Raw genomic sequence first — 26,056 nt, 5'->3', positions numbered from 1 at the left:
CACCTGTGATGTGCTGGGAGCCCGGTCAAGCAACATGCGGGGAGGACGGCCCGGTGACGAACGACGACCTGTGGCCCGTGGTCCGGCGCTATCGCGACAGCGAACTGGCGCGTATCGCCATGCCGGTGGGCGGCATCGGCACCGGGTGCATCAGCTTCGGCGGACGAGGTCAGCTGATCGACTGGGAGCTGTTCAACCGCCCCGCGAAGGGCTTCAGCCCGGACTCGTTCTTCGCCGTACGAGTGGCGGGCGAAGACGCCGTACACGCCCGGGTCCTGGAACGATCCCTGCTGGAGACCGAGTACGACGGTCACTGGGGCAGCACCTCCCCGCTGCACGGCCTCCCCCGCTTCCGGACCGGCGAGTTCGCCGCCGCCTACCCGTTCGGGCAGGTCACGCTGGACGACCCCGACCTGCCCGTGCAGGCGACGGTGGGCGCCTACAACCCGCTGGTGCCCGGGGACGCCGAGGCGAGCGGCATCCCCGCGCTGGTCTACCGGGCGCGGATCCGCAACACCGGCGACTCCCCCGTCACGGTCGACGTGTGCGCCAGCCTGCGCAACGTGGTGGGTCGCCGGCACGGAAAGGCGCCCGACGAGGTGCCCTCCGGCAACACCTTCGAACGACTCGAGCTGAACGGCGCCACCGTCCTCCTGGGCCGCGGCGACGCCGCAACCGACAACGCAACGACCGACGGCAACGCGACAACCGGCAACACGGAAGGGTCCGAGTCCTGGGGCACCCTGGCGCTGGCCGCGGTCGACGCCCCCGTCAGCAGCCACCGCCTGAACTGGGCCAAGCGCTCGTGGGGCGACTCGCTGCTCGACTTCTGGGACGACTTCCAGGCCGACGGCCGCCTCGACGAGCCCACCGACGGCGCCCGCGTCCCGACCGGCTCGCTCGTCGTCAGCAAGACCATCGCACCGGGCGCAACCGAGGACTTCCGCTTCCTCATCGCCTGGCACTTCCCGCACCGCCGCGGCTGGCGCCACGCCTGGCAGGGCCCGCCCGACCACGGCCACAGCGACGACATCGTGGGCAACCACTACGCGCGCCTGTTCACGGACGCCGCCGACGTGGTGCGGGCCGTGCTGCCCGACCTGCCGGCGCTGGAGGACCGCACCCGCGCCTACGTCGAGACGGTGACGTCGTCGACGCTGCCGCCGGCCGTGCAGGACGCGGTGCTGTCGAACACGGCGGTGCTGAAGTCGCCGACGTGCTTCCGGATCGCCGACGGCACCTTCCTCGCCTGGGAGGGCTGCAATCCGGACCACGGCAGCTGTCACGGCAGCTGCACCCACGTCTGGAACTACCAGTATGCGCTGGAGCAGCTCTTTCCCGACCTCGCCTGGACGATGCGGGAGGTGGAGTTCGTCCACTCGCTGGACGAGCGAGGGCTGATGAGCTTCCGCGCCGGGCTGCCGCTGGCCACCGAGGGCACCGGCTGGCGGGTGGCCGCGGCCGACGGCCAGATGGGCGCGCTGGTGCGCCTCTTCCGCACCTGGCGGCTGACCGGCCGCGACGACCTGCTCGCCGCGCACTGGCCGGGCGCCCGCCGCGCGATGGAATTCGCCTGGATCCCGCTGGGCTGGGACGCGGACGCCGACGGGGTGATGGAGGGCTGCCAGCACAGCACCAGCGACGTGGAGTACTACGGCCCGAACGGCGTCAACCAGTCGTGGTACCTGGCCGCGCTCGCCGCCTGCGCGGTCATGGCGGACGCGGCCGGCGACCCCGACTTCGCCCGGCGCTGCGAGACCGTCCTGGCGAGCGGCGCGTCCTGGACGGACGCCGAGCTGTTCAACGGCTCCTACTACCCGCAGCACGTCAGGCCGGCCGGCTCGGCCGACCGGATCGCCGAGGGCCTGCGCATCCGCTACGACGGCGACACGCCCGACGTCGGCTCCGACGACCTGACCGATCCCGATCTCCAGATCGGCGACGGCTGCATGACCGACCAGCTCGCCGGGCACGCCCTGGCGCTGCTGTGCGGCCTGGACGACCGCCTCGACGCGGGGCACACGGCGACCGCGATGCGCACCGTGGTGCGGCACAACCACCGCGACGGCTTCCACGCCCACCTCAACCACCTGCGCAGCTTCGCGCTGGGCGCCGAACGCGGCCTGCTCAACTGCACCTATCCGGGCGCCAACCGCCCCACCCGCCCCTTCCCGTACTGCAACGAGGTGTGGACGGGCCTGGAGTACACCGCCGCCGTCTGCCTGGCCGCCCAGGGCGACCGGGAGGCGGCCGGCCGGATCGTCACCGACGTCCGGGAGCGCTACGCAGGGCGGGCCCGCAACCCGTTCGACGAGGTCGAGTGCGGTCGGCACTACGTGCGCTCGATGGCGTCCTTCGGTCTCGCGCACGCCTGGCCGCGTACGGTGGTCGACCGGGTCACCGGCACCGTCGAACTGGACCCGCTGCCCGGCCGGTGGCCGGTGATCGCCGGCGGCACCGTCGGCACCGTGACGGTCGACGCGAGCCCCGACGGACCGCGCGCCCGCTTCACCGGGTCATGGGACGGCGCACCGCTCACCGTTCGACTACGGCCGGCGGCGACCGCCCCGTAGCCGCAGAGCCCCCGCCCCGTAGCGCCCACCACAGCGCACCCCAGCTCACCGGCTACCCAGCTCACCGGCTACTCAGCTCACCGGCTACCCAGCTCGCGCCTCCCACCCCGTCGCACGCGGGCACCCGTGAGCCGCCGAGCCGCCCCGCGCCCCCACGCTTCCCGCTCCGCCCCGGCCCAAGGAGGGTCCATGAAAACCGACCGCTCGACCACGCCCGATCCCACGCCCACCCCCACGCGCCGCCAGGCGCTCCGTCTCACCGCGGCGGCGGGCCTCGCGGTGTCCGCCGCGCCCGCGCTGACCGGATGCGGCGGCTCCGACTCCCCCTCCGGGACGGCCAGCAAGGGGTCGCTGACCCTGATCTACCTGGGTGACGCCACCCAGCAGAAGGCGTTCAACCAGCTCTTCGACGCCTTCCACGAGGCCCACCCGGGCATCACCATCAAGGCGCGCGGGATAGCCGCCAAGGACTGGGCGACCTTCGCCAACACCGTCTCCACGCAGATAGCCGGCGGCCAGGTGCCCGACATCGTCGACGTCGCCACGGAGGGGCAGCGCCTGTTCGCCTCCAAGGGCCTGCTGGAACCGCTCGACGCGTACCTGTCGCTCGACAAGAAGGAGGTGACGGACTACTACGACGACGCCGACCCGAAGCTCAAGCAGTGGACGCAGAAGTACGGTTCGCCCGACGGAAAGACGTACTTCGTGCCCGGCGGCTACAACTCCACCGTCCTGTACTGCAACACGACCGTCTTCGACAAGGCCGGCGTGGACCTCCCCGACAAGGGCTGGACCTGGGACGACTTCCGGCGCGCCGGCCAGCGGATCAAGGCGCGCACCGGCGCCTACCTGCTACCCCTCGGCTACGGCTTCCCCTTCGTCGACATCATGCCGTGGCTGCTCACCAACGGCGCCAGCACCTTCAACGCCGACTGGGACAAGCCCACGTTCGACTCTCCGGCGGCCATCGAGGCGGCCACCTACGTCAAGGGGTTGCTGGACGACGGCCTGTCCCCGAAGCCAGGCGGCACCTTCGACGCGGCGGCGCAGCTCGCCAAGGGCAAGCTGGCCGCGCTGGGCGGCGGGCGTTGGCCCACCCTCGACATGCGGCGGCTGAAACTGGTCGACAAGGTACGGATCATGCCCTGGCCGGTGCAGGCCGGGCACGGCTCGCCCATCGGCTGGGACGGCTGGCCGATCCTGAAGGCCAGCCACAACAAGGAGACGGCCTGGACGTTCCTGAAGTGGCTGATGTCGAAGGACGCCGCCGTCTTCTACGCGAAGATCGGCGGCACCAACATCCCGGCGCGCAACTCGGTGGCCCAGGGCAAGGACTTCCTCGCCGACGCGCCCGCCGGCAGCGAGCAGCTGGCGAAGGCGATCACCTACGGCACCCCGATCCCGTCCCCGGAGCGCGGCGCCGAGACGCAGGCGGCGATCACCCAGGGCTGGCAGGCGGCGATCACCGGGACGAAGCCGGTCGCCGATGCGCTGCGGGCGGCCAACGACAAGCTCGCAGGCCTGGTATGACCGCCTCCGCAGCCGACCCCGCAACAGCCGGGGCGCCGCGCTCCGCGGGACCGCCCTCCGCGGGACCGCCCTCCGCAGGACCGCCCTCCGCACGGGACGGACGGCACCCGGCCTGGACCGGATGGCTGTTCCTCAGCCCCGCCCTGCTCCTCTTCGTGGTGTTCATCGCCGGGCCGTTCCTCGCGGCGATCGTGCTCAGCCTGTTCAGCTGGGACATGCTGACCCCGGCGCGTTTCACGGGCCTGGGCAACTTCACCACGATGTTCCAGGACCCCCTGCTGTACAAGGCGCTGGCGCACACCTTCCTCTTCGCCCTGGCGTCGGTCGTCACCCACCTCGCGGGCGGCCTGCTGCTCGCGCTGGGCGTGAACCGGCTGACCGGCAAGGTGCTGTCGTACTTCGTGCGCACCGCGCTGTTCTTCCCGTTCGTCATCTCCTGGGCAGCGGTCGCGTTGCTCTGGAAGTACGTACTCGACCCCACCTTCGGGCTGATCCCCTACTACGCGGGGCAGTTGGGCTGGCACACCCCGGACTGGTTCAACGACCCCTCCTGGGCGCTGCCGGCGATCATCGGGATCGACTTCTGGCACACCATCGGCTACACGTTCATCATCATGCTCGCCGGGTTGCAGACGGTGCCGAAGGAACTCGTCGAGGCGGCCCGTAGCGACGGTGCCACCTCCCGGCAGGTCCTGTGGCACGTCACGATCCCGATGATGTCCCCCACGATCTTCTTCGCCGCGGTGATCACCTTCATCGGGGCCTTCCAGATCTTCGACCCGGTGCAGATCATCACGCCCCAGGGCGGCCCGGACGACTCGACGGTGACGATCGTGATGTACCTCTACCAGAAGGGCTTCCAGTCCTTCCAGGTCGGCTACGCCTCGGCGGTGGCCCTCCTGGTCTTCGTGATCATGATGGCGGTCACGCTGGTGCAGTTCCGCGGCGCACGGAAGTGGGTGCACGAGCGGTGAGCACGCAGACGCGAACGCAGCCGGATGCCCGTAGGCGGACACGGACGGACTCGCGTACCCGTCGTACCCGTACGCACGCGCAGCCACGCCCCGTCCGAAGGCTCCTGCCCTCAGCCGTCCTGAGGGTGGTCCTCCTCCTGGTGGGCCTGGCGATGGTGGCCCCGCTCGTCTGGCTGGTGGTGGAGAGCGTCACCGCCGAGAACGCCGCGTTCTCGCTGCCGCCGAACTGGGTGCCGCACCCCTTCACCCTGGACAACTTCCGGGGCGTGCCGGACCTGATCCCGTTCGGCCGGATGGCCCTGAACAGCCTCCAGGTGGCCGTGCTGTCCACGGTGGGCTCGCTGCTGGTGAGCGTGCTGGCCGCCTACGCGTTCTCCCGGCTGCACTTCCGGGGCCGTGACACGGTGTTCCTGGTGATGATCGGCGCGCTGATGGTGCCGGTGCAGATGACGGTGATCCCGGTGTTCGTCCTGATGCGCAACCTGGGCCTGGTCGACCAGTTGCCCTCGCTCTGGCTTCCGGCCCTGATCAACGTCTTCTCGATCTTCTTCCTCCGCCAGTACTTCAACACCATCCCGCGGGAGTTCGACGAGGCCGCGATCCTGGACGGGGCGGGGCACCTGTGGATCCTGTTCCGGGTGATCGTGCCGCTGTCGGGCCCGGCGCTCGCCGCGATGTCGATCCTCGCGTTCGAGTTGTCGTGGAACAACTACTTCGGCCCGCTGATCTTCCTCAGCAGCCCCGAGCACATGACCCTGCCCATCGGCCTGGTCTCGCTCCAGGCCGGCCAGGGCGGTTCGTCGGTGGTGGTGTTCGCCGCGATCACCGCCGTCGTGGTGCCCGTCCTCGTGGTGTTCCTGGCCTTCCAGCGCAGCTTCGTCGCGAGCATCGCGTCGTCCGGGCTACGGGGGTGAGGGCGGTGACCTCGCCACGCACGGCACCGCGGACGGCGGAACCCGAACCTGCCCAGGACGCGGCATCGGAGGACGAGATCCTCACCCGCCTCCTGAAGGGCCTGTGGCCCGGCCTGCCCACGCTGCTCGCCGCGAGCGCCGCGGTGTGCACGGCGGCCGCGGTCACCGTGTGGCTGGCGCCCGGCCTCACACCGGTTTCGGTGCTGGTCGCTGCGGTGCTGTTGGGCCCGGTGACCGCCGCGCTGATGGGCACCGTCGGCCGGATCGCCGCCGCCGACCAGGCCACCGCACGGCTCTGGTGGACCGACCTGCGCACGCTGGCCGGCTTCGGCTGCCGCCAGTCACTCCTGGCCGCGCTCCCCACCGCGGTGTTCCTGACGGCGTGGCCGGCCTGGACCCAGACCGGCAACGTCCTCCTGCTGCCGTCCCTGGCAGTCGGCGGCGCCGGCGCCGTCCTCGCCGCCCCCGCCCTCCCGGCCGCCCTGGCCCTGGGCTCCCTGCACCCCCACCTTCGCGGCCCCACCCTGTGGCGCTACGCCCTCCACCTCACCATCCGCCTCCCCCTCCGCTTCCTGGCCGCCCCCACCCTGACGGCCCTCGGCATCTGGGCGGCAACCCGCTGGACCGCCTCGGTCCTCCTGCTGGTCCCGGCACCGGCGGCCGCGGTGGCGGTGGCGGCGGTGTGGACGTCGGTGGTGCGGCTGGGAGGTGGGGCGCCGGGGGCAGGGGCGGGCGACCACGTCGCCCATGCCCCGTAAGGCGGAGAAGCGAGTCAGACCAGCGGGGTAGCGGGTTGCGCCCGAGGGCTGACGCGCAGGGGTGCGCGGGCGCCGGAGGATGAGGATCTCCGGCGGAGGGAGACCTGGTGGAGCGTGGGGACCGGATCGGGCGTGCGGCGGCGTACGGGGCGGCGGCGGCCCTGGTGCCGTATCTCGTGATCAAGGTGTCGTGGGTGGTCGGTTCGTTACTCGGCCTGCTGCCGGTCGGGCGGGGGTTCAGCCTGGGCGGGTGGCTGGTGCTCAACACCGTCACGATCGGTATGGCCGCGGCCGGGATCACGCTGGGGCTGGCGCTGGTACGGCCGTGGGGAATGCGGATCCCCGGCTGGCTGGTGGGGTTCGTCGCCTGGGTCGGGGCGGGTTTCCTGGTGTCGATCCTGCCGTTCGTGCTCGTCAGCGCGCTGGTGAACGCCGGGACGGCGAGTCCGGGAGGCGCAGGGGACTCAGGGGGTTCAGGGGGTTCAGGGGGCACGGTGGCCTCAGGGGGCTCAGGGGGTGACGCGGCGATGCCGGGATGGGAAGCGGTGCTGCTCCAGTGCAGCTTCGTGGCCACCGGGATCGCACTGGCCATCGCGCTTCCCGCCTACCTGCGACGGCGCTGGCCCCACGCACTGCGCCGGCCGGAGCAACCCGCCACCCGCACTTCCTCCGGACCGCCGTGGCCCACCGTGACCGCCGCCGCGACCGGCCTGGCCTGGGCCTACTGGGCAGCCGGTGGCTCCCTGGGCATCGCACACCGCGACGAGCGGCCGGCCAGCTGGCATGTGCTGGTCGGAGTCAGCGCATGCTGGGCTCTCGCCGCGTCCGCCGCCGTACTCGCGCTCGTCCGGAGCCGGTCGGCCCGGCTGCCGTATCCACTGCTGCTCGCGCTGGCGTGGCTGGGATCGGGCTCCCTGTTCGCGTGGAGCGGCTGGCGGCTGCCGGCCACGGTGTACGTGGCAGTGGCGCACCCGAGCGATGTCGGCTACCCGGAGAACGTCGCGGTCGCCGTGGCGCTGCACGTCGCGGCCGTGCTGACGGGGGCGGGGATGATGTGGACGCTGGTGGGCGGGGGCGGGGGGCGGTTGAGTGTGCCTGACGGTCCGCCGCGGGCACACTCTGTGTACGCCAGGAAGGACGGTCGGTCGACATGAGTCAAGGGGCCTCGTGGGTCGGCAGCTCCCTGCCCTACCTCACGCCGCGCTCGAACGGGCAACCAGAGGCATGGGGTGCCGAGGCGGCGGCACGTGGGCGTCGCGGCGGTCAGCGCATCGTGGCGGCCGGAGAAGTGCCGGCCGACGCGGAAGTGGCGGGACTGCTCGGCGTGCGCGAGGGTGAGCCGGTGGTCGTGCGCCGTCGGATCATCGAACTCGACGAGGAACCCTGCGAGCTGACGGACACGTACTACCCGGCGGAGATCGCCCGCGGCACGCCGCTCGGCCGCACGGGGAAGATCCGCGGCGGCGCGGTCACCCTGCTGGCCTCGCTCGGCCACGTCGGCGTACGCGTACAGGAGGAGGTGACGGCCCACATGCCCGACCCCGAGCAACGGACCGCGCTCCGACTGGCTCCGGACGAGCCGGTGCTACGGCTGGCCAGGACCACCTGGGACGCGGACGACCGGCCGATCCAGGCGGACATCATGATCATGCCCGCGCACCGGCAGCGCCTGCGCTACGAACTCCGCATCGGGTGAGGGACAGGGGACGGGGGGACAGGACAGCCGCAGTCACTCCGGTGGCCTGTTGTACGCATCCAGCGTCTTCTTGGCCGTCGACGAGTCCATGAGCCGCAGTTCCCAGGGCCCCGTGTTCACGTCGAACTCCTTGCCGAAGCCCACCCACTTACCGGCGATACGGCGCCCGGTCGGCTCGATGAGCAGCTGGATCGCACCGTGGTACCGGGCACCCCGGTAGTAGCCGTCCGAAGCGGTCTGCTCCGTCCAGGTGCCCGTCAACGTGTTGGTCTCCAGCTCCAGGTCCAGGGTCAGTTGACTCCCGCCGTTGGTGGCGGCCCGCGGCAGACTCCGTGCCGTGATGCGGTTGTTGTGCTGGAGCAGCACGACGAAGTGCTTGCCGGTGAAGACCTCGTTGCCCCTGCTGCTGGACACGTATTCGTACGCGGACAGCCACACCCCCGAGTAGTTCCCCCGGGCCGCCGGCTGTGGCGGCGTTGTGCTGGGTGCCGTGATGCCAAAGGCCGCATCTTCAACGTCGTGCCCGCCCCGTCCGTCGTCCGAGACCCGGACGGTGGGCACGGACGCCGCGAAGCCGAGGGACTCGATGGGCAGGCCGGTGACGACTTCGAGGGCGCGGGCGTAGACCGGTCGGGGCGCGGCCGTGGTACCGGACTCCCAGCGCTGCACGAGACGCTTGGACGCGTCGTTGGGCTGACCGGCACGTTGTCCCGCCTCTCGGAGGGCGCGGGCGAAGTCGTCCTGACTCATCAACAGGCCCATACGGGCGGCTCGAAGTGCGCCGTTCGGTGACGTCATGTACTCAAGGTAGTCCCGCAGTCGCCGAAATGACACCGAAATGACGCCCTGTGTGTCGCCGATATGACGCCTTGTCTGTCATCGCGCGGCTCCTGGTCGTCGGGCCACTGTGGTCCGCAGGAGAACCTCTTGCGTCCGGCGGACGTGGAGGCCGGCCGACGCTCGCGAGAGGAGCGGCAGCATGGGCCAGGGTTACGACCCGATCCGCACGGTGTCCTGGTGCGAGGCGCACGGGGGGGCTGGCCGAGGACGTGCAGCGGGTACCGGCCCGCATCGACACCGAACGGCCCAGCTGGGGGACGTACGCCTGCGGTACTTGCAGGCAGCGGCGCGCGGCCGATCCCGGCGGGTGCCACCCGAAGGCCGAAGCCCCACGAGCGGCCTTCGCCCTGGCACCCGGCAAGCGGAGTGGACTGTCAACCCCGAGCGGGATGGTGAGGGACATGCCCTTGCGCGCGTGCACGAAGTGTAGTGCCGCACATGTGACGAGATGTCCGAGCCGGATTCGGAACAGCGCCGCACCGACCTGTGGGCCGCGCAGCACACCGACCTGACCGGGCACCGCGCCTACCGCGAGATCACCACCACACCACTCGTCGCCCACCCGGCACCCACCAACCCGCTCTACGAACGGGAAACAGCACGCCGAGACGCGTGACGGAACGGTCGGCATGGGGGCCACGCCCACCAACCACCCCCACAGTGCCACTGCGCGACATCCGAATTCTGAAACGAAGGGAATCCAGCGACATGACGCAGGCGACCACCACGAACGCGCGGAACTCGGCCCACGGCCCCATCGAGGAGGCGGAGCGGGTACGCGACGAGCTGCGCGCGGCACTGCACGCTGCCGGAATCGTGCTGCCGTCCCTGCAAGTGGACGCCGCGGCGTACGCGGACGAGTACCCACGTCCCCTGGTCGAACTGGGCCGCTGCAACATGCAGACGGCGCGCAGGCTCACCGTGGCGCTCACTGGCGACCGGGACTCATCGCCCCACCGCGCACACCCGTAATCCGCTGGACGCTCCCCCCACACCGCCCCTACCCTCCCCCCGTCCAAAGGTCCTCGCGTCCGTGTGCCGGGTCCGCCGGGGAGCCTGCCGTTCAGGGCAGCCCACTGGCCCCCACCCGGCGGGCGCACGTCGCGCAAATGAGGTGCGTAGTGATGACGGTCCTGGCAGGTACGGCCGGCCGCAACCGGCAGCCGTCGTTCCACGGCGGCGCCGCCGCGTACGCGCGCCGGTCCACGTCGACCCGCATGACACCGACGGACCGAAGGAACCCCAGAAGTGGATCTTCCACGCCCATTCACCATCCGTGAGCGGCACCACCGCATCCACAACCCGTTCGACGACACCAAACTGGCCACCCTCGGCCGGGCGATCACGCCCGCGCCCGGCACGACGATCCTCGACCTGGCCTGCGGGTCCGGCGAGATGCTGTGCACCTGGGCGCGGGACTGGCAGATCACCGGGACCGGTGTGGACATCAGCACCGTCTTCCTGGGCGGCGCCCGAGCCCGTGCGCAGGAGCTGGACGTGACCGACCGGGTCACGTTCGTGCACGGCGACGCGGCCGGGTACGTGGCCGCGGAACCGGTCGGGATCGTCGCCTGCCTCGGCGCCACCTGGATCGGCGGTGGCCTGGACGGCACCGTCGAGCTGATGCGCCGCAGCCTCGCCCCCGGCGGGATGCTGCTGGTCGGCGAGCCGTACTGGCGCCTTGAGCCGCCGGACCAGGCCACCGTGGAAGGCTGTCACGCCGGCCACAGGGACGACTTCCGGCCACTGCCGGAACTCGTCGAGCGGTTCGCGGTGCTCGGCTACGACGTCGTCGAGATGGTCCTCGCCGACCAGGACAGCTGGGACCGTTACGCGGCGGCCCAATGGCTCTCCGTCCGACGCTGGCTGGACACCCACCCCGACGACGAGCTGGCGGCCGAGATGCGTGCCGAGCTCGACACCGCCCCCGTCCAGCACGTGCGCTACCAACGCGAATACCTCGGATGGGGGGTGTTCGCGCTGATCGCGCGATGAGCAGGGTGCCCGGGGCGTGGGCGCATGCGGACCACCGCCCGCGCCCCGGGTTCGCACCGCTCACGACACCCGAAACGCGCTCCCGGAAACACCTAAAACACCGGAAACACCGGAACGCTCCCCCCGAAAGACTGCGCTCCGACCGCCCCAATATCTGTGCTCGCGATACGAGAGTTCAACGGGGCTTGCATACAGATTTGTTGCTGCGCGCACGCGAGTGGAATTTTGGAAGTCGCACGAGCCGATGCGGCGTGCTACTGTCACTCTCAGTTGCAGTTGTGGTTCCCGAACTTTCAGATGCATTCCAGTGAGCTTCCACGACACTGGCAGCATGGTGATAGTTCCGGTCTTTTCCGGGCGGGGTAAATCATTGCGGCGACGCGGTGTCCGCACGGTGCGAACACCTGCGCACTACCCCGAAGGAGAATGACATGGCCAACGGAACCGTGAAGTGGTTCAACTCGGAAAAGGGTTTCGGTTTCATCGAGCAGGACGGCGGCGGCGCTGACGTGTTCGCCCACTACTCGAACATCGCCACCCAGGGATTCCGCGAGCTGCTCGAAGGCCAGAAGGTGACCTTCGACATCGCGCAGGGCCAGAAGGGCCCGACGGCCGAGAACATCGTTCCTGCCTGAAGCGCGACCGACGCGACTGACGCATACGCACGGCTGGGGCCCGCATCCTTCGGGGTGCGGGCCCCAGCCACATGCATCTCACGGTGCGCCGGTCGCCGCGCACAATTCCCAGGAAATCCACACGTGCCACCCCGGGATGCCGGCACTGGATTCCAGTGCGGGACCCCGGCGGTCGACGCCCTGAACGCCGTATCCAGTTCGCGGTCACCCCAAGAGATTTCCTTTCTCCTATTCCCTTCGGCCCGTTCCGTTAATTGTCCGCCTCGAGAATCACTGCGGGGATTACTCGATATGCGGCCGCAGCGAGAAAGGCTCGCAGGAACCGCAAACGCATGAACACTCGTGGTCACAGCCACTGACCCGCCGCATTGCAGGGCGAGTTCGCCGCTGACCCGGCTCGGTAGGAGGAACCTCTTGACGCTGGTCCAGACGCACCCACGCGCGATGCCACGCTCGACGAACGAGAACCCCACGCACAGGACGCCGACGGACGGCGTGGACGCGACCGGGCCGCAGGTCTGGAACGACATGACGGTCGAGGTGGCACTGTCTGTCATGGCCGCCGCCCGCACCCGTCACCTCGTCGTCTGTGACGAGGACGGCCAGTGCACCGGCCTGGTCACCCGGGCCCGGCTCACCACCGTGCGGGACAGTCCCGGATACACGGACCGGGTCCGCCTGCGTGACGTCCGCTGACCGGCCCCACCACCACCGACCACCACCCCATTCTTCTCCCTTCTCCCTAGTGAGGCACCATGCGATGTGTCATCGCCCGCTTTCCGTTCGAGCTCACCAAGGCCGGCGTGCTGGAATCGATGAAGGACGTCACGCCTGAGCCGGTCACCGGCGATTCCGTGCTCATCGGCCGCCGCCGCTACCCCGTCATGCAGGTCGGCCAGGTCGTCACCCGCCAGGACCGCCGCGACTTCAGCAGCGGTGAGGTCCTCAGGGCCATGGCCCAACTCGGCTTCACCTGCCGCACCGTCCCCAAGGCCGCAACCGCGAGGATCGTCGATCCGCTCCGGCAGGCTTCCGCGATGCTGGGCGCCCCCATGTCGTGAACAGCAAGGAAGGAGGGTCCTACCGGCGTGGCGTGCGCCGGTAGGGCCCTCCTTCGTACGATGCCGTTCTCGGCGGATGCCGTTCCCGGCGCGGCGGGTCAGTCGGAGTAGCTGAAGTCCCCCACGGTCCAGGCGCTGACGTCCTCGATCGCAACGCGGTACATCCCGCCCGTCTCGGGGATTCCCATGGCGCCCTGGAGGATCCGGGCGACGTGGAAGTGGAGATGCGTGGGCGGCCTGTCCCGCTGGACGGGAGCGTCGAACGAGGCGGAGAACTCGCCCAACTGGTCGGAGTCCCGCAGCACCTCCGACACCCGCTGCCGCCATACGGCTTCGGGGGCCAGGCGACCGGTGATGACGGCACCACCGGTGACCACGGTCAGGGGCATCTGGTTGCTCTGCCCGGATTCCACACGGGCAGCGATGTCAACGATCAGCTCGTCAGGCTTCGGCATGAGATTGCATTTTATGCACCGGCCGGTCCGGCGTCCTTCCTGGTGGAGAAGTCTTGCGATGGTCGCACCCGCCGGAGCGGTGGGTCGCACCCGCCGGAGCGGTGTCGCACCCGCTCCGGACCGCTCCGGCCGGTCCGGCTCGGTCCGGCTCGGCTCGGCTCGGCTCCACAGGCTGAGTCCGGACAGTCCACAGGCTGAGCCCGGACAGTCCACAGCCTGAGTCCGGACAGTCCACAGGCTGAGTCCGGTCAGGCCGACGAGGGGCCCGGCTCGCCGGTGCGGCGGGCACGGAGTTCCTCGTTGATGCGCTGGGCCTCTTCGAGCTGGTCTTCCAGGATGACGATGCGGCACGCGGCCTCGATGGGTGTGCCCTGGTCGACGAGTTCGCGGGCGCGGGCGGCGATGCGCAGCTGGTAGCGGGAGTAGCGGCGGTGGCCGCCTTCGGAGCGCAGGGGGGTGATCAGGCGGTGTTCCCCCAGGGCGCGGAGGAACGCGGGGGTGGTGCCGAGCATCTCGGCGGCCCGGCCCATGGTGTAGGCGGGATAGTCGTCGTCCTCGAGGGGGACGGTGGGGCGGGTACTGCGAGGGGGCATAGACCTCTTCTTCCGGGGACGCGTCGAGGGGCCCGAGCGCCGACTGGCGCTCGGGCCCCGAGCTTTCAACACCATCTACGGCCGGCTGTGCCAGCCATCTGTGTCCGCAGGTTCCGCCTGGGAGGGCGGGGCTGCGGGGATCGCGGATGCGTGACCGGGGACCACCTTCCAATCCGGGGCCTGCGGTACCCGGGCGATCTCGCTCGCCCGGGCGATCCTGATGGCGCTCTGCTCCTTACCTTGTCGTACTGCCTACCTACTTACCTGGTTACGCGGTACTGCTGCGCGACCCCTGGGGCCGCTCGGTCCGGCAGCCAGTGGAGGAACCCTTCACTTCCGGCTCCGCCGCTCCGCTGCCGGACCGCACCTGCTTGACCTGCTTGCACGGCAGTTCGTCTCTGCCGTGTCGGTGGATCCATGTCGTTGCGCTTCTTGGCTACGGAGAAAACACTACCCCCCGCCAACGGCAATGTCTACCTCCGCCACTACAGATTTACTCCATCCACAGGTGCTGTGATTCTTCGGCTTGCGCACCTGCAAGAGTCATGTGTCCGATTGAGAGCCGGACTCGCGGGGCACTAGTGATACCCAGCGGTACAACCGACCAGGCAGGGGTGTTCTGCCCATGAGCGAGACGGAGACAGTCCAGACGGCATCTCTCGCGAGGCCCGTCGTGTTGGAGGACGACAGCCTGGCAGGCGTGGCGCACGCCCGCGACGTCGCCCGCGCCTTCGCCGAGAACCTCGACCCGCCCCCGGCCGCCGAAAGCGCGGAGACCCTTGCCCTGGTGGTGTCCGAGCTGGCCACCAACGCACTGCGCCATGGCGGCGGCCGCTACCGGATGCGGCTGAATGCCGACGCGGACGGGTTGCACGTCGCCGTCAGTGACCCCAGCCCCACGCCCCCGCGGGAACGGACCCCGGATCTCGACGGCGGCGCCGGCGGCTTCGGCTGGCCCATGATCCGCTGCCTCGCCAGCGGCGTCACCATCGTCCCCGGGCCCGGGACGGGCAAGACCATCCTCGCCGCCGTCCCGCGCTGACCGCCGGAGACGACGGCGAAGCCGTCCTCAGCCCGCGGCCTCGACCGGGCGCACCGGCGGTGGGGACGTCCGCAGGTGGGTGGCCGACGAGCGCACCGCCCAGAGGAACACCGCGAGCGACACCACGGCCACCACGATCGTGTCGTACGGCGCGGTCAGCTGCCCGGAGCCGCCGAAGGTGCCCAGCCAGGAGAGCAGGGTGAGGACGGCCAGATGGACGATCAGCCAGGCGCCGGTGACCAGCTCCCGGACCGGGGTGGGCGAGCGGTCCGCGGCACCGCCCGGCACCGCGCCGCGCCGGTCGCCCCAGCGCAGCAGCAGGTACAACGGCACTCCGCCCAGCACCATCGGCAACGCCAGCCGCAGATCGTGCCAGCCGGACCAGTACACGAACTCGCTCGCCACCACGTAGCTCAACGGCGCCATCCAGCGCACCCCGGGCACCCGCCCGACGGAGCGCTCGACGCCGCGTTCGCGGTCGTGCGCGCGGAACGCCGCGGCTGCGACCGCCGAGGCCGCGTAGACCAGCAGGTACATGATGCCCATCACGCTGACGATGTCCTGCCAACCGCCGAACGGCAGCATGAAGACGATGATCACCAGCAGGTTCAGCACCAGCGCCCGGTGCGGCATGCCGTGCCGCGGGTTGATGCGCATGAAGTAACGCGGCAGCAGGCGGCTCTTGGCGAGCGCGTAGGTGTGCCGGGCGTCGATGGCGACGCCCACGTATGCGGAGCCACCGGGGGAGATCACGGCGTCGGCGTAGAGCAGCGTGGCCAGCCAGTGCAGGTTGAGGACGAGGGCGAGCTGGCCGAAGGGCGAGTCGAAGTTGACGCCCTGCCAGCCGTGCACCAGGAGCCGGTCCGGCACCGTGAACAGGAACGCCAGTTGCAGCGTCAGGTACAGCAGCACCGCGAGGCCGATCCCGGCGAGCACGGCGGCCGGGATGGTGCGGCGCGGGTTGCGGGCCTCGCCGGAGAAGTCCAGCGGCGCCTGGAAGCCGTTGACGGAGTAGACGATGCCGCCGCTGGCGAGCGCGCTCAGGCAGGCCGCGTAGCCGTACGGGGCGAAGCCTCCGTGGTCGGTGAGGCGCCCGCCGTGCGTCCCCGACAGGAACAGGGCCACGACGGTGATGACCGGGATGAGGATCTTCAGCACCGAGACCAGGTTGTTCAGGCGCGCGAACAGGCGTACCGCGAACCAGTTGAGGCCCGTCAGCAGCACGCTCAGCGCGGTGGCCACCCCGAGCCCCGACGCGGTGATGCGGCCGTCGTGGAACAGGCCGGGCAGGTAGTGCGCTGCGTACTGCATGATCGCGGCGATCTCCGCCGCGGTGCCGCCGACGGACAGCAGCACCGACCACCCGATCACCGTGCCGACCACCCGACCGCTCGCGTACAGCGGCCAGCGGACCGTGCCGCCGCCCTCCGGGCGGGTGGCGCCGAGCTCGACCATGACCAGCGCGACCAGCGCGCTCAACGCACCCGCCGCCAGCCATGACAGCAGTGCGGCAGGACCCGCGGTCTGGGCGGCGAACAGCGCGGCGAAGAGCCAGCCGGAGCCAACGATGTTGGAGAACCCGATCGCCGTGAGCCCGACGAAGCCGAGGTCCTTGCGCAGCCGGTGCTCCTGCGTCAGCACGGCACCGGTTACGGCGCCCGACCCGCCACCCGGGCCCGGCGCGTCCTTCGGGGGCGGCTCCTGATCACTCACAGGTGCAGCCTTTCCGCGCCGGCGAGCGGATACGCCTGGCGGACGCCTGACCGGACGCGTGACCGGACGCCTGGCCGGGGGTCCGGTCGGGGTCTTGCAGCCGTTACCGTCCGCCCGCCACCCGCAGCACCGCACCGTTGGTGTACGAGGCGTCGGCGGAGAGCAGCCAGGCGATGGCGGCGGCGATCTCGGCGGGGTCGGCGGCCCTGCGCAGCGGGATCTCGGGGGCCATCCGGGCCGGGCGGTCCGGGTCGCCCATGGCGGCGTGCATGTCGGTCTGGACGAGTCCGGGGGCCACCGCGTTCACCCGGATCCCGTCGGGGCCCAGCTCCTTGGCGAGGCCCAGGGTGAGGGTGTCGACGGCCGCCTTGGACGCGGCGTAGTGCACGTACTCGCCGGGGCTGCCGAGGGTGGCCGCGCCGGAGGAGACGTTGACGATGGCGCCGCCGCCGGCCGCCGCCATGTCACGGGCGGCGCGGCGGCAGCACAGCAGGCAGCCCAGCACGTTCACGTCCAGCACCCGGCGCAGGACCGCCGTCTCCACGTCGGTGAACCGGGTCAGCGGGCCGCTCACCGCGGCGTTGTTGACCAGTCCGGTCACCGGGCCGAGCTGGTCGGCGGCGGTGTCGAACAGTAGCTCCACGTCCGCCTCGGACGCGGTGTCGGCGCGCACGGTGACGCAGCGCGCCCCGGCGGCGCGCACCTCGGCGGCGGTCCGCTCCGCCGCGGTGGCGTCCTGAACGTAGCCGAGGGCCACGTCGTGCCCGTCGGAGGCGAGCCGGACACAGGTCGCGGCGCCGATTCCCCGACTGCCGCCCGTGACGATGGTGACCGGTCGTGTCATGTGATGTTCCATTTTCTACTATTTCTGCTGTCCGCTGACGCTGGTCGGCGCACGGAAAAGACTGCCTTATCGGGCTTGTCCCCCGCGCAATCGGGCTCGCGGTCCCTCGCACACGCGCCGGCCGCACCCCTCAGGCGGCAGGGCGTGCGCCCCCGACCCGGGTGCGTACCGCGCCCATGCTCGCCGCGATGACCAGGGCGATGGCGAGGCCGTCGACGAGGCTCAGGGACTGGTGCAGGACGAGGAAGCCCGCGAGGGCCGCGACGGCCGGTTCCACGCTCATCAGGATGGCGAACGAGGCGGCGTGCAGGCGACGCAGGGCGATCAGTTCGAGGGTGTAGGGCAGGACCGACGACAGCATCGCGACGGCGGCTGCGATGCCGACGGTGCTCGGCACGAGGAGCCGCGACCCGGCCGACAGGACGCCCATCGGCAGCGACAGCGCCGCTCCCACGGTCATCGCCAGCGCCAGCCCGTCGGCCTGCGGGAAGCGGCGACCGGTGCGGGCGCTGAACACGATGTAGAGGGCCCACATCGCACCGGCGCAGAGCGCGAACGCCGCACCGGCGACGTTCAGCCCGCCGAGGCCTCCGCCGCCGAGCAGGAACACCCCGGTGACGGCGAGCCCCGCCCACAGCACGTTCACCAGCCGGCGGGAGGTGATCACCGACAGCGCCAGCGGGCCCAGTACCTCCAGGGTCACGGCGATACCCAGCGGGATGCGCGCGGCGGACTGGTAGATGAGGGTGTTCATGCTGCCGATGGCGACACCGAAGACGAGCACCGTGCCCCAGTCTGCGCGCGAGTGACCGCGCAGCCGGGGCCGGCACACGACCAGCAGCACCAGGGCCGCGACGACGAGCCGCAGGGTGACGATGCCGAGCGGACCGGTGCGCGGCATCAGCCAGACGGCGAGCGCCCCGCCGAACTGGACGGAGACGATTCCGGACGTCACCAGGGCGACCGCACCGGCCGTGGCCCGCCCACCGCCTTCGCCCCCTTGGCCGGCGGACCCGACGCCGGACCCCGCACCGGCCACCTCGGCTACACCGGAAGCACCAGAGGCGCCGGAAGCGCCGGGGGCACCGGCAACACCGCCGGCAACACCGAAGCCGGGGTCGCCGCCGGAAGTGGGCCTGCCGGGCCCGACCGGCGCGTGCGCGTCCGCCGCCCTTCCGCTACTCATCGGAGGTCCAATCTAATCGACTCGGCGTCCAATATACTGAACTCTCCGAGCCGGGCATCACCCAGGGAGCGTCGTTCAGGGACGATCGTCCCCCCGCCCCTCCGGCTCCTGCTCGCCGGCCTCCCGCCCGTCCAGGGCCTCCGCCAGCAGCTCGGCGAGGTGCCGTCCGCGGGTTCCGGCCAGTTGCCGGAGCTGGGTGCGGCAGGAGTAGCCGTCGGCGAGGACGGCAGCCCCGGGCGGTGCCTGCCGCACCGCGGGCAGCAGCTGCTCCTCCGCGCAGGCCACCGACACGTCGTAGTGGCCGCGTTCGAAACCGAAGTTGCCCGCGAGCCCGCAGCAGCCGCCGCTCAGGGTGCCGGTCAGGCCGGCGCGGTCGCGCAGCCGGCGCTCCGCGGCGTCGCCCAGCACGGCGTGCTGGTGGCAGTGGGTCTGGCCGACGGCGGCCCGGTCGAGGCGCGGCGGCACCCACTCGGGGGCCTGTTCCTCCAACGCCTGCGCGAAGGTACGCACCGAGTCGGCCAGCCGCCGGGCCCGGGGATCGTCGGGCAGCAGCTCGGGCAGGTCGGTCTTCAGCGCGCCCGCGCAGCTCGGCTCCAGCACCACCATGGGCCCCTCGAAGCCCGCCGGCTCCAGCAGGTCCAGGGTGCGCCGCAGGACGGCGCGCGCCTGGTCCAGCTGGCCGGTCGACACGTACGTCAGACCGCAGCACACGCCGTCCGGAGGCACCGCGATCCGCCGCCCTGCGTCCTCGAAGACCCGGACGGCCGCCTTGGCGACGTCGGGCGAGAGGTGGTTGGTGAAGGTGTCCGGCCACAGCACGGTGACGTCGCCGCCGACCGACGCACCCGTCACCGGCGCACCCGTCACCGACGCACCCGTCACCGACGCATCCGCGGCCGCGTCCCCGGTGCCGTCCTGGCCCGCCGCCTCCCCGGCGCCGGACCCCTCCGTGACGCGGGCGCCGTGCGGGCCCGCCACCCCGCTGACGTCGGGCCGGCGGGCGAACCACTGCCGGAACGTCTCACGCGGCAGCGGCGGAATCTCACGCTCCGGCGCGATGCCCCCGAGCCGCTTCGCGACGGCCGCCAGCGGGCCGACCCGCGCCGCCGCGTTCGCCGCGCCGGCCAGCCGGAGCCTGCTGACCGCGCGCAGCCAGCGCGGCAGCCGGCCCAGGGCGTAGTGCGCCGCGGGGCGCCGCCGCCCCTGGTAGTGGTGGTGCAGGAACTCCGCCTTGTACGTGGCCATGTCGACGCCGACCGGGCAGTCCGAACGGCAGCCCTTGCAGGACAGGCAGAGGTCCAGCGCGTCCAGGACCTCCGTGGAGCGCCAGCCGTCGGTGATGACGACGTCCACGGGCCCGCCGCTGCCGCCCGCGCCGGCTCCCGCCGTGCCCGCGGCCGGTCCGGGCGCGCCCTCGACGCCGCCCGCCAGCATCTCGTGCAGCAGCCGGGCCCGGCCGCGCGTGGAGTGCCGCTCCTCGCCGGTGGCGCGGTACGACGGGCACATGACGGCCGTGTCCCCGGGCGCCACCGCGGTCGTCCGGCACTTCGCGACGCCCACGCAGCGGCGCACCGCGGCCGAGAAGTCACCGCCGTCGTGCGGGTAGCCGAAGGCCACGTCGACACGGTCCGCGGGCAGCGGCGTGAACCGCAGGTTCTCGTCGAGCGGGGCGGGGCGCACCAGGACGCCCGGGTTGAGCCCGTCGGACGGGTCCCACAGGGCCTTGGCGCGTTCGAAGAGCCGCACCAGCTCCGTGCCGTACATCTTCGGCAGCAGCTCGGCGCGCGCCAGACCGTCGCCGTGCTCGCCGGAGAGCGACCCGCCGTGTGCGACGACCAGTTCGGCCAGCTCCTCCGAGAACCGCCGGAAGCGCCGCACCCCGTCGGCGCCGATCAGGTCGAAGTCGATGCGCACATGGATGCAGCCGTCACCGAAGTGCCCGTAGGGCGTGCCGCGCAGGTCGTGGGCGCGCAGCAGGGTGCGGAAGTCGCGCAGGTAGGCGCCGAGCCGGGCCGGCGGCACCGCACAGTCCTCCCAGCCGGGCCAGGCCTCCGAGTCGTCCGGCATCCGGGTGGCCGTGCCGCTGGCGTCCTCGCGTACCCGCCACAGCATGCGCTGCCCGGCCGGATCGCTCACCACGACCGAGTCGACCACGTCGGCGGCGCGCACCAGCGCCTCGGCCCGTGCGCGTGCCTCGTCGCCGGTGTCGCCGCCGACCTCCACGAACAGCCAGGCGCCGCCCTTCGGCAGTCCCGCCGTGCCGACCGGCACCAGGTCGGCCGCCATGCCCTCGACGGTCAGCGGACGGTGCGGCAGCAGCCCGGCGGCGGCGTCCGCCGCCGCGCCCTCGTCCGGATAGCCGAGCACGGCGAGCACCCGCGCGCGCGGCATCTCGACGAGGTCCACGACCGCCTCGGTCAGCACGGCGAGGGTGCCCTCGGTGCCGCACAGGAAGCGGGCGACGTCGCCGCCGTGCTCCGGCAGCAGGGCGTCGAGTGCGTAGCCGGAGATGCGGCGCGGCAGCTCGGGGAAGCCGGTGCGCAGCAGCGCCAGGTCGCCCTCCACCAGCTCCCGCAGCCCCTCGGGCGCCCCCTCCAGGTCCTTTCCGGCGCGCCGCCGCTCGCCCCCGTACCCGACCACCGACAGTTCCCGGACGCTGTCGGCCGTGGTGCCCCAGGCCACCGAGTGCGACCCGCAGGAGTTGTTGCCGATCATGCCGCCGAGGGTGCAGCGGCCGTGCGTCGACGGGTCGGGGCCGAAGCGCAGCCCGTGCGGGGCGGCGGCCTCCTGGAGCCGGTCCAGGACGAGGCCCGGCTGCACGACCGCGGTGCGCGCCTCGGGGTCGAGGGCGACGATGCGGTTCATGTGCCGGGTGAAGTCCAGGACCACCCCGGTGCCGGTGGCCTGCCCCGCGATCGAGGTGCCGCCGCCGCGTGCGACGACCGGCACGCCGTGGTCACGGCACACGGCGAGGGCGGCGGCCACGTCGTCGGCGTCGCGTGGGGCGACGGTGCCGAGGGGTACGCGGCGGTAGTTGGAGGCGTCCATGGTGTTCAGGGCCCGGGCGGTCGCCGAGAAGTCCACATCGGCCGCGCCGCCGCGCACCGCGGCGAGAAGGTCCTTGTGGAGCGCGGCAGCCCCGTCCGCGCGGGTGTCCTGGGCCACACCGTCGAGTTCCGTCATTACTCCAGCATGCATCCGGTGCACGACACGGAACCCGGTGGTCACGCTTCCTTGACGACCGACGGCTGCCGGCCACACACGACAACCGGAACGATCACAACTCCTGGCGGTACCGCCGCAGGATGTCCCGGCTGCGGCGCGCGGACTCCGCATGCACCACCATGCGGTCCAGCGCCTCCTTGTGCTCCGTGACCTCGTCCGGCCGGTCGAGGTAGAGCGCGCCGGTCAGGTACTCCACGTACACCATGTCCGGCACCTCGGGGAGGGCGAAGCGGAACAGCACGAAGGGGCTGTACGTGCCGGGGTGGTGGCCCGCGGCCAGCTCGGCGACCTGGAGCGTCACGTTCGGCTGCTCGGTCGCCTCCAGCAGCCGGTCCAGCTGGGCCCGCATCAGCTGGGGCGGCCCCACGGGACGCAACAGCGCAGTCTCGTCCATCACGACCCAGAAGGTGGGCGCGCCGGGCCGTTGCAGCAGCGTCTGCCGTTCGAGGCGCAGCGCCACGTGGCGTTCCACGTGCGCCGGCTCGTGGCAGCCGACCGAGCCGGTGGTGAGGACCTCCCGGGCGTAGTCCTCGGTCTGGAGCAGACCGGGCACGAAGTGCGGCTCGTAGGAGCGGATCGTCTTCGCGGACTCCTCCAGGCTGACGTAGCCGCTGAACCAGTCCGGCAGGATGTCGTGGTAGCGCTGCCACCAGCCGGGCTTGTTCGCCTCGTCGGCCAGCCGGAGGAACGCCTCCACGTCCGCCTCGGGCACCCCGTACGCGGGCAGCAGCATCCGCACGTACGGGATCTTCAGGGCAACCTCGGCGGTCTCCAGGCGGCGGACCGTGGCGGGTGCGACGTGCAGCAGGTCGGCGGCGTGCTCCCGGCTCATTCCGGCCTTCTCGCGCAGCTCGCGGAGTTGCCTGCTCAGGACGAGCTGACCGATCGTCGGAGCCGACCTCGGCTCACTCACTCCCCCACCTCCGAGCCCACTGATGTGCCGCAGTCTGCCACAGCCCTTGCGTCACTGCAGGTGCGCGAACGTAATCCGTACGTGGCCGCCGCCAGACCCGCCGGATCCGGGCCAACGCCACCTTGACGAGCGAAAACGACGCAGTCCTGACGAAGAAGCCAGCTCTGCGAACAGACATCCGAACGGCCGGCGGTCGCCGGGCGCTCGGCGACCGGACACCCGCCGTACACCCTCCGCACGCCTGCCGGACGGCCCCCGCTGCCCCTCCCACCGGCCCCGTCTCACCGGACGGACCACGTTTCCATCCGGTTTCGGAAAGGGGTTACGCTCCCGACCGTGGCTGAGATCCGGATTCCTGCTGACATCAAGCCCGCGGACGGCCGTTTCGGCTCGGGCCCCTCCAAGGTGCGTACGGAAGCGCTGGACGCGCTCGCCGCCACCGGTGCCTCCCTGCTGGGCACCTCCCACCGCCAGGCCCCGGTCAAGAACCTGGTCGGGCGGGTACGCGAGGGCGTGCGCGAGCTGTTCTCCCTTCCCGACGGGTACGAGGTGGTCCTGGGCAACGGTGGCACCACCTGCTTCTGGGACGTCGCGACCCACGGTCTGATCGAGAACAAGTCGCAGCACCTGTCGTTCGGTGAGTTCTCCTCGAAGTTCGCCAAGGCGGCGAAGCTGGCCCCGTGGCTCGCCGAGCCCAGCGTCATCTCCACCGACCCCGGCACCCACCCGGAGCCGAAGGCGGAAGCGGGCGTCGACGTCTACGCCTACACGCACAACGAGACCTCCACCGGCGTCGCGATGCCCATCAAGCGGGTCGACGGAGCCGACGAGGGCTCCCTCGTCCTGGTCGACGCCACATCGGGCGCCGGCGGCCTGCCGGTCGACATCTCCGAGACCGACGTCTACTACTTCGCCCCGCAGAAGTCCTTCGCCTCCGACGGCGGCCTGTGGATCGGCATCTTCTCCCCGGCCGCGCTGGAGCGCGCCGCCCGGGTGCACGCTTCGGGCCGGCACGTCCCGGAGTTCTTCTCCCTGCCGACCGCGATCGACAACTCGGGCAAGAACCAGACGTACAACACCCCCGCCGTCACCACCCTCTTCCTGCTGGCCGACCAGCTGGAGTGGATCAACGGTCAGGGCGGCCTGGACTGGGCGGTGCGGCGTACCGCGACCTCCGCGCGCACGCTGTACGGCTGGGCCGAGGACCTCAAGTACGCGACCCCGTTCGTGTCCGACCCGGCCAAGCGCTCGCAGGTCGTCGGCACGATCGACTTCAGCGACGAGGTCGACGCGGCGGCGGTCGCCAAGGTGCTGCGGGCGAACGGTGTCGTGGACACCGAGCCGTACCGCAAGCTGGGTCGTAACCAGTTGCGGGTAGCGATGTTCCCGTCGGTCGACCCGGCGGACGTCGAGGCCCTCACGAAGTGTGTCGACTACGTCATCGAGCAGCTGTAGGACGACTTTCCCCCGGGTTTCCCCGGTTTCCCCGGTTTCCCCGGTTTCCCCGGTCCGGCCGGCCCGCCAGGCGTTTCCCTCGCCCGGGCCGGCCGGACTCGGCGTTTTCGCGCCCTTGGCGCCTTCCGGCGCCTTCCACCCGGCCACGGCCGAGACAGCCCCTTCAGGCCGGTGCCGACCCGACGGTCTCGTCGGGGCTGGTCGCGCAGTTCCCCGCGCCCCTAAAGCGCGCCGAGCGCGCCCACGCGGATGGCACAGCCCCGCGCCCCCTCAGGCGCGCCGAAGGCGCCATATAAGGGGCGCGGGGAACTGCGCGACCAGCCCACCACCGGCATGGGGGTACCTCCCGCTCGAGCGAAGCCGAGAGTGGGGGAGGTCGGGACACGACAGAAACAGCCCCACCGGGACGGTGACGACCCGACGGCCTCGTCGGAGCCGGTCGCGCCCACGCGGCGGAGCCGCACAATGTCACAGCCCCGCGCCCCTTCAGGTGCGTCGAGGGCACCCTCGACCCCGCGGTGCCGGGGCGACCGGTCAACGGCAGCCGTCACCGTTCCCGTGCCCGGCGCGACGCCACCCGCGTGCCGCCGTAGAGCACGGCGAGGGCGACGATCAGTACCACGGCGATCTTCGTGTAGTCGGGGGACAGGACGTTGCCGCCGGCGGAGCCACCGCTCTGGCCCGAAGCGCCGTGGGACGGGCCCCCCGACCCGGCGCCCGGCAGCTGTCCCGGCACGACCTGGCTGCGTGCGCCCTCGCTGCCGTACATCAGGGCCGATCCGTCGGCCGTGTACGTGACGGACTCGCCCTGCCCCTGCATGGGCACCGTCAGCGTCGCCTTGCGCTTCGGACGGCCGTTGCGCCAGTCGTAGAGGATGCCGCCGAAGTAGCCGCGCACCACCAGCTGGTCACCGTCCGGCGAGAACGCGCCGTCGGTCACCCACAGATCGATGGGGGCCACCTTCCGGAACACGTTGGTACCGGTCGGGGAGAGGGTGGCCGGGCCCTCGAAGAGGTGGCCGCCGTCCTCCTTCTTGTCGGCGATGTAGACCCGCCCGGTCTTCGGGTGCACCATCAGCGCCTCGGCGTCCCGGGGCCCGTCCGCGTACGTCACCGTGTACTGGGTGGCCCGTACCGTCTGGTCGTGCAGTTCCTTCGGCTCCGGGAGCCGGTAGATCCACACGTGCGACCAGCCGCCCCCGGTGTTGTCGCCGGTGTCGCCCACGTAGAGCGTGTCGTCGGGCCCCATGGAGATGGCCTCCACGTCGCGCGGCTTCCCGACGCCGCTCATGGTGACGGTGGCGACGGTCTTGCCGGTCCTCGAGTCGATCGCGTAGAGGTACGGGCCGTCGTCGCTGTCGTTGTGCGTCCAGTAGATGCCCGGATGGGCATGGCTGGCGGCCAGGCCGCTGGACTCGGTGATCCGTGGGTCCTCGATCGTGAACACATGGGGCGTGCCGGGCGCGGACGACGGCGAGGTGGCGGCGACAGGCGCCACGGACAGCGCTGACAGCACGACGAGGAGGGCGGCCCCGACCAGGGGCCTCAGCGAACGACGCATGGCCCAAGCCTGCCATCGTGTGACACCCGAGCCGGCCACCGGGCGCCCAACGGCAGGCCAACGGGCGAACGGGCGGGATCGGGTCGGACACGG

The 26,056-nt window shown here is 71.6% G+C and carries 23 protein-coding genes and 1 pseudogene; 15 read left to right on the top strand and 9 right to left on the bottom strand.

Annotation, left to right across the window (positions count from 1 at the left end; all coding sequences use genetic code 11):
* The first annotated feature begins 53 nt into the window (after positions 1-53).
* The 7 genes from NQO67_RS42510 to NQO67_RS42480 all read left to right on the top strand — a co-directional run bounded on the left by NQO67_RS42510 (position 54) and on the right by NQO67_RS42480 (position 8,445).
* On the top strand, positions 54-2,573 hold the full coding sequence (locus NQO67_RS42510) for a GH116 family glycosyl-hydrolase (protein ID WP_255955995.1): 2,520 nt from the start codon (positions 54-56) through the stop codon (positions 2,571-2,573).
* 189 nt (positions 2,574-2,762) lie between these two features.
* A complete protein-coding gene (locus NQO67_RS42505; RefSeq protein WP_255955994.1) occupies positions 2,763-4,103 on the top strand; it encodes an ABC transporter substrate-binding protein in 1,341 nt (446 codons plus the stop codon).
* Positions 4,100-5,077: a carbohydrate ABC transporter permease gene (locus tag NQO67_RS42500; RefSeq protein ID WP_255955993.1), complete on the top strand. Its 978-nt coding sequence runs from the start codon at positions 4,100-4,102 to the stop codon at positions 5,075-5,077. The genes NQO67_RS42505 and NQO67_RS42500 overlap by 4 nt, the downstream gene beginning before the upstream one ends.
* A 125-nt stretch (positions 5,078-5,202) precedes the next feature.
* Positions 5,203-5,991 carry a carbohydrate ABC transporter permease gene (locus NQO67_RS42495; protein WP_255955992.1) on the top strand — a complete coding sequence of 263 codons (789 nt, stop codon included), beginning with the start codon at positions 5,203-5,205 and terminating at the stop codon, positions 5,989-5,991.
* A 5-nt stretch (positions 5,992-5,996) separates the two neighbouring features.
* Positions 5,997-6,749 (top strand): hypothetical protein, encoded by a 753-nt coding sequence (locus tag NQO67_RS42490; RefSeq protein WP_255955991.1) that lies wholly within the window; start codon positions 5,997-5,999, stop codon positions 6,747-6,749.
* 107 nt (positions 6,750-6,856) lie between these two features.
* Positions 6,857-7,903: a hypothetical protein gene (locus NQO67_RS42485; protein WP_255955990.1), complete on the top strand. Its 1,047-nt coding sequence runs from the start codon at positions 6,857-6,859 to the stop codon at positions 7,901-7,903.
* Entirely contained in the window at positions 7,900-8,445 is a 546-nt protein-coding gene (locus NQO67_RS42480; protein WP_255955989.1) for a GntR family transcriptional regulator, read from the top strand. The genes NQO67_RS42485 and NQO67_RS42480 overlap by 4 nt, the downstream gene beginning before the upstream one ends.
* A gap of 33 nt (positions 8,446-8,478) precedes the next feature.
* Here the strand turns inward: NQO67_RS42480 and NQO67_RS42475 are convergent, their stop codons facing one another.
* Complete coding sequence (locus tag NQO67_RS42475) at positions 8,479-9,243, bottom strand: helix-turn-helix domain-containing protein (RefSeq protein ID WP_255955988.1); 765 nt, start codon at positions 9,241-9,243, stop codon at positions 8,479-8,481.
* Between the two features lie 484 nt (positions 9,244-9,727).
* Between NQO67_RS42475 and NQO67_RS42470 the strand changes: the two are divergent.
* From NQO67_RS42470 to NQO67_RS42445, 6 genes and pseudogenes are all read left to right on the top strand, one after another.
* Positions 9,728-9,901: pseudogene (locus NQO67_RS42470) on the top strand (DUF7848 domain-containing protein); the annotation flags it as partial.
* A gap of 92 nt (positions 9,902-9,993) precedes the next feature.
* Positions 9,994-10,257, top strand: coding sequence for a hypothetical protein (locus tag NQO67_RS42465; RefSeq protein ID WP_255955986.1), 264 nt, complete (start codon positions 9,994-9,996; stop codon positions 10,255-10,257).
* Between the two features lie 276 nt (positions 10,258-10,533).
* Entirely contained in the window at positions 10,534-11,280 is a 747-nt protein-coding gene (locus NQO67_RS42460; protein WP_255955985.1) for an SAM-dependent methyltransferase, read from the top strand.
* Positions 11,281-11,711: 431 nt separating this feature from the next.
* Positions 11,712-11,915 carry a cold-shock protein gene (locus NQO67_RS42455; protein WP_255955984.1) on the top strand — a complete coding sequence of 68 codons (204 nt, stop codon included), beginning with the start codon at positions 11,712-11,714 and terminating at the stop codon, positions 11,913-11,915.
* A 444-nt stretch (positions 11,916-12,359) separates the two neighbouring features.
* Entirely contained in the window at positions 12,360-12,611 is a 252-nt protein-coding gene (locus tag NQO67_RS42450; RefSeq protein WP_255955983.1) for a CBS domain-containing protein, read from the top strand.
* 59 nt (positions 12,612-12,670) lie between these two features.
* A complete protein-coding gene (locus NQO67_RS42445; protein ID WP_255955982.1) occupies positions 12,671-12,976 on the top strand; it encodes an SCO5918 family protein in 306 nt (101 codons plus the stop codon).
* 98 nt (positions 12,977-13,074) lie between these two features.
* Here NQO67_RS42445 and NQO67_RS42440 read toward each other — a convergent pair whose 3' ends face one another.
* Together NQO67_RS42440 and NQO67_RS42435 are read right to left on the bottom strand one after the other, a co-directional pair.
* Positions 13,075-13,431, bottom strand: a complete 357-nt coding sequence (locus NQO67_RS42440) for a hypothetical protein (RefSeq protein ID WP_255955981.1) — start codon at positions 13,429-13,431, stop codon at positions 13,075-13,077.
* A 248-nt stretch (positions 13,432-13,679) separates the two neighbouring features.
* The gene (locus NQO67_RS42435) at positions 13,680-14,024 is read right to left on the bottom strand and encodes a MerR family transcriptional regulator (RefSeq protein ID WP_255955980.1); all 345 of its coding nucleotides are present in this window, start codon (positions 14,022-14,024) and stop codon (positions 13,680-13,682) included.
* 625 nt (positions 14,025-14,649) lie between these two features.
* Here NQO67_RS42435 and NQO67_RS42430 point away from each other — a divergent pair.
* Positions 14,650-15,066 carry an ATP-binding protein gene (locus NQO67_RS42430; protein ID WP_255955979.1) on the top strand — a complete coding sequence of 139 codons (417 nt, stop codon included), beginning with the start codon at positions 14,650-14,652 and terminating at the stop codon, positions 15,064-15,066.
* Between the two features lie 27 nt (positions 15,067-15,093).
* On the opposite strand, the gene NQO67_RS42425 is transcribed toward NQO67_RS42430, so the two are convergent.
* From NQO67_RS42425 to NQO67_RS42405, 5 genes are all read right to left on the bottom strand, one after another.
* A complete protein-coding gene (locus NQO67_RS42425; RefSeq protein WP_255955997.1) occupies positions 15,094-16,686 on the bottom strand; it encodes an APC family permease in 1,593 nt (530 codons plus the stop codon).
* A gap of 196 nt (positions 16,687-16,882) precedes the next feature.
* Positions 16,883-17,623 (bottom strand): SDR family oxidoreductase, encoded by a 741-nt coding sequence (locus NQO67_RS42420; RefSeq protein ID WP_255955978.1) that lies wholly within the window; start codon positions 17,621-17,623, stop codon positions 16,883-16,885.
* A 130-nt stretch (positions 17,624-17,753) separates the two neighbouring features.
* Positions 17,754-18,809, bottom strand: a complete 1,056-nt coding sequence (locus NQO67_RS42415; protein WP_374119305.1) for an EamA family transporter — start codon at positions 18,807-18,809, stop codon at positions 17,754-17,756.
* A 75-nt stretch (positions 18,810-18,884) separates the two neighbouring features.
* Entirely contained in the window at positions 18,885-21,992 is a 3,108-nt protein-coding gene (locus NQO67_RS42410) for an FAD-binding and (Fe-S)-binding domain-containing protein (protein ID WP_255955977.1), read from the bottom strand.
* A gap of 94 nt (positions 21,993-22,086) precedes the next feature.
* Complete coding sequence (locus NQO67_RS42405; RefSeq protein ID WP_255955976.1) at positions 22,087-22,947, bottom strand: Sco1979 family transcriptional regulator; 861 nt, start codon at positions 22,945-22,947, stop codon at positions 22,087-22,089.
* A 336-nt stretch (positions 22,948-23,283) separates the two neighbouring features.
* Between NQO67_RS42405 and serC the strand changes: the two genes are divergently transcribed.
* On the top strand, positions 23,284-24,402 hold the full coding sequence (gene serC, locus NQO67_RS42400) for a phosphoserine transaminase (RefSeq protein WP_255955975.1): 1,119 nt from the start codon (positions 23,284-23,286) through the stop codon (positions 24,400-24,402).
* Between the two features lie 547 nt (positions 24,403-24,949).
* Here serC and NQO67_RS42395 read toward each other — a convergent pair.
* Positions 24,950-25,963: a WD40 repeat domain-containing protein gene (locus NQO67_RS42395; protein ID WP_255955974.1), complete on the bottom strand. Its 1,014-nt coding sequence runs from the start codon at positions 25,961-25,963 to the stop codon at positions 24,950-24,952.
* Between the last annotated feature and the right edge of the window lie 93 nt (positions 25,964-26,056).

The organism is Streptomyces odontomachi, from assembly GCF_024435355.1.
Lineage (GTDB): Bacteria > Actinomycetota > Actinomycetes > Streptomycetales > Streptomycetaceae > Streptomyces > Streptomyces odontomachi.
This window is presented reverse-complemented; position numbering and strand designations above follow the sequence as displayed.

What these genes read in the sequence shown, in the direction of transcription:
- NQO67_RS42415 (WP_374119305.1), bottom strand. Translation starts at nt 18,809, where the DNA reads ATGAGTAGCGGAAGGGCGGCGGACGCGCACGCGCCGGTCGGGCCCGGC.
- NQO67_RS42440 (WP_255955981.1), bottom strand. Translation starts at nt 13,431, where the DNA reads ATGCCGAAGCCTGACGAGCTGATCGTTGACATCGCTGCCCGTGTGGAA.
- NQO67_RS42395 (WP_255955974.1), bottom strand. Translation starts at nt 25,963, where the DNA reads ATGCGTCGTTCGCTGAGGCCCCTGGTCGGGGCCGCCCTCCTCGTCGTG.
- NQO67_RS42505 (WP_255955994.1), top strand. Translation starts at nt 2,763, where the DNA reads ATGAAAACCGACCGCTCGACCACGCCCGATCCCACGCCCACCCCCACG.
- NQO67_RS42480 (WP_255955989.1), top strand. Translation starts at nt 7,900, where the DNA reads ATGAGTCAAGGGGCCTCGTGGGTCGGCAGCTCCCTGCCCTACCTCACG.
- NQO67_RS42420 (WP_255955978.1), bottom strand. Translation starts at nt 17,623, where the DNA reads ATGACACGACCGGTCACCATCGTCACGGGCGGCAGTCGGGGAATCGGC.
- NQO67_RS42445 (WP_255955982.1), top strand. Translation starts at nt 12,671, where the DNA reads ATGCGATGTGTCATCGCCCGCTTTCCGTTCGAGCTCACCAAGGCCGGC.
- NQO67_RS42430 (WP_255955979.1), top strand. Translation starts at nt 14,650, where the DNA reads ATGAGCGAGACGGAGACAGTCCAGACGGCATCTCTCGCGAGGCCCGTC.
- NQO67_RS42500 (WP_255955993.1), top strand. Translation starts at nt 4,100, where the DNA reads ATGACCGCCTCCGCAGCCGACCCCGCAACAGCCGGGGCGCCGCGCTCC.
- NQO67_RS42475 (WP_255955988.1), bottom strand. Translation starts at nt 9,243, where the DNA reads ATGACGTCACCGAACGGCGCACTTCGAGCCGCCCGTATGGGCCTGTTG.
- NQO67_RS42410 (WP_255955977.1), bottom strand. Translation starts at nt 21,992, where the DNA reads ATGACGGAACTCGACGGTGTGGCCCAGGACACCCGCGCGGACGGGGCT.
- NQO67_RS42455 (WP_255955984.1), top strand. Translation starts at nt 11,712, where the DNA reads ATGGCCAACGGAACCGTGAAGTGGTTCAACTCGGAAAAGGGTTTCGGT.
- NQO67_RS42435 (WP_255955980.1), bottom strand. Translation starts at nt 14,024, where the DNA reads ATGCCCCCTCGCAGTACCCGCCCCACCGTCCCCCTCGAGGACGACGAC.
- NQO67_RS42450 (WP_255955983.1), top strand. Translation starts at nt 12,360, where the DNA reads ATGCCACGCTCGACGAACGAGAACCCCACGCACAGGACGCCGACGGAC.
- NQO67_RS42465 (WP_255955986.1), top strand. Translation starts at nt 9,994, where the DNA reads ATGACGCAGGCGACCACCACGAACGCGCGGAACTCGGCCCACGGCCCC.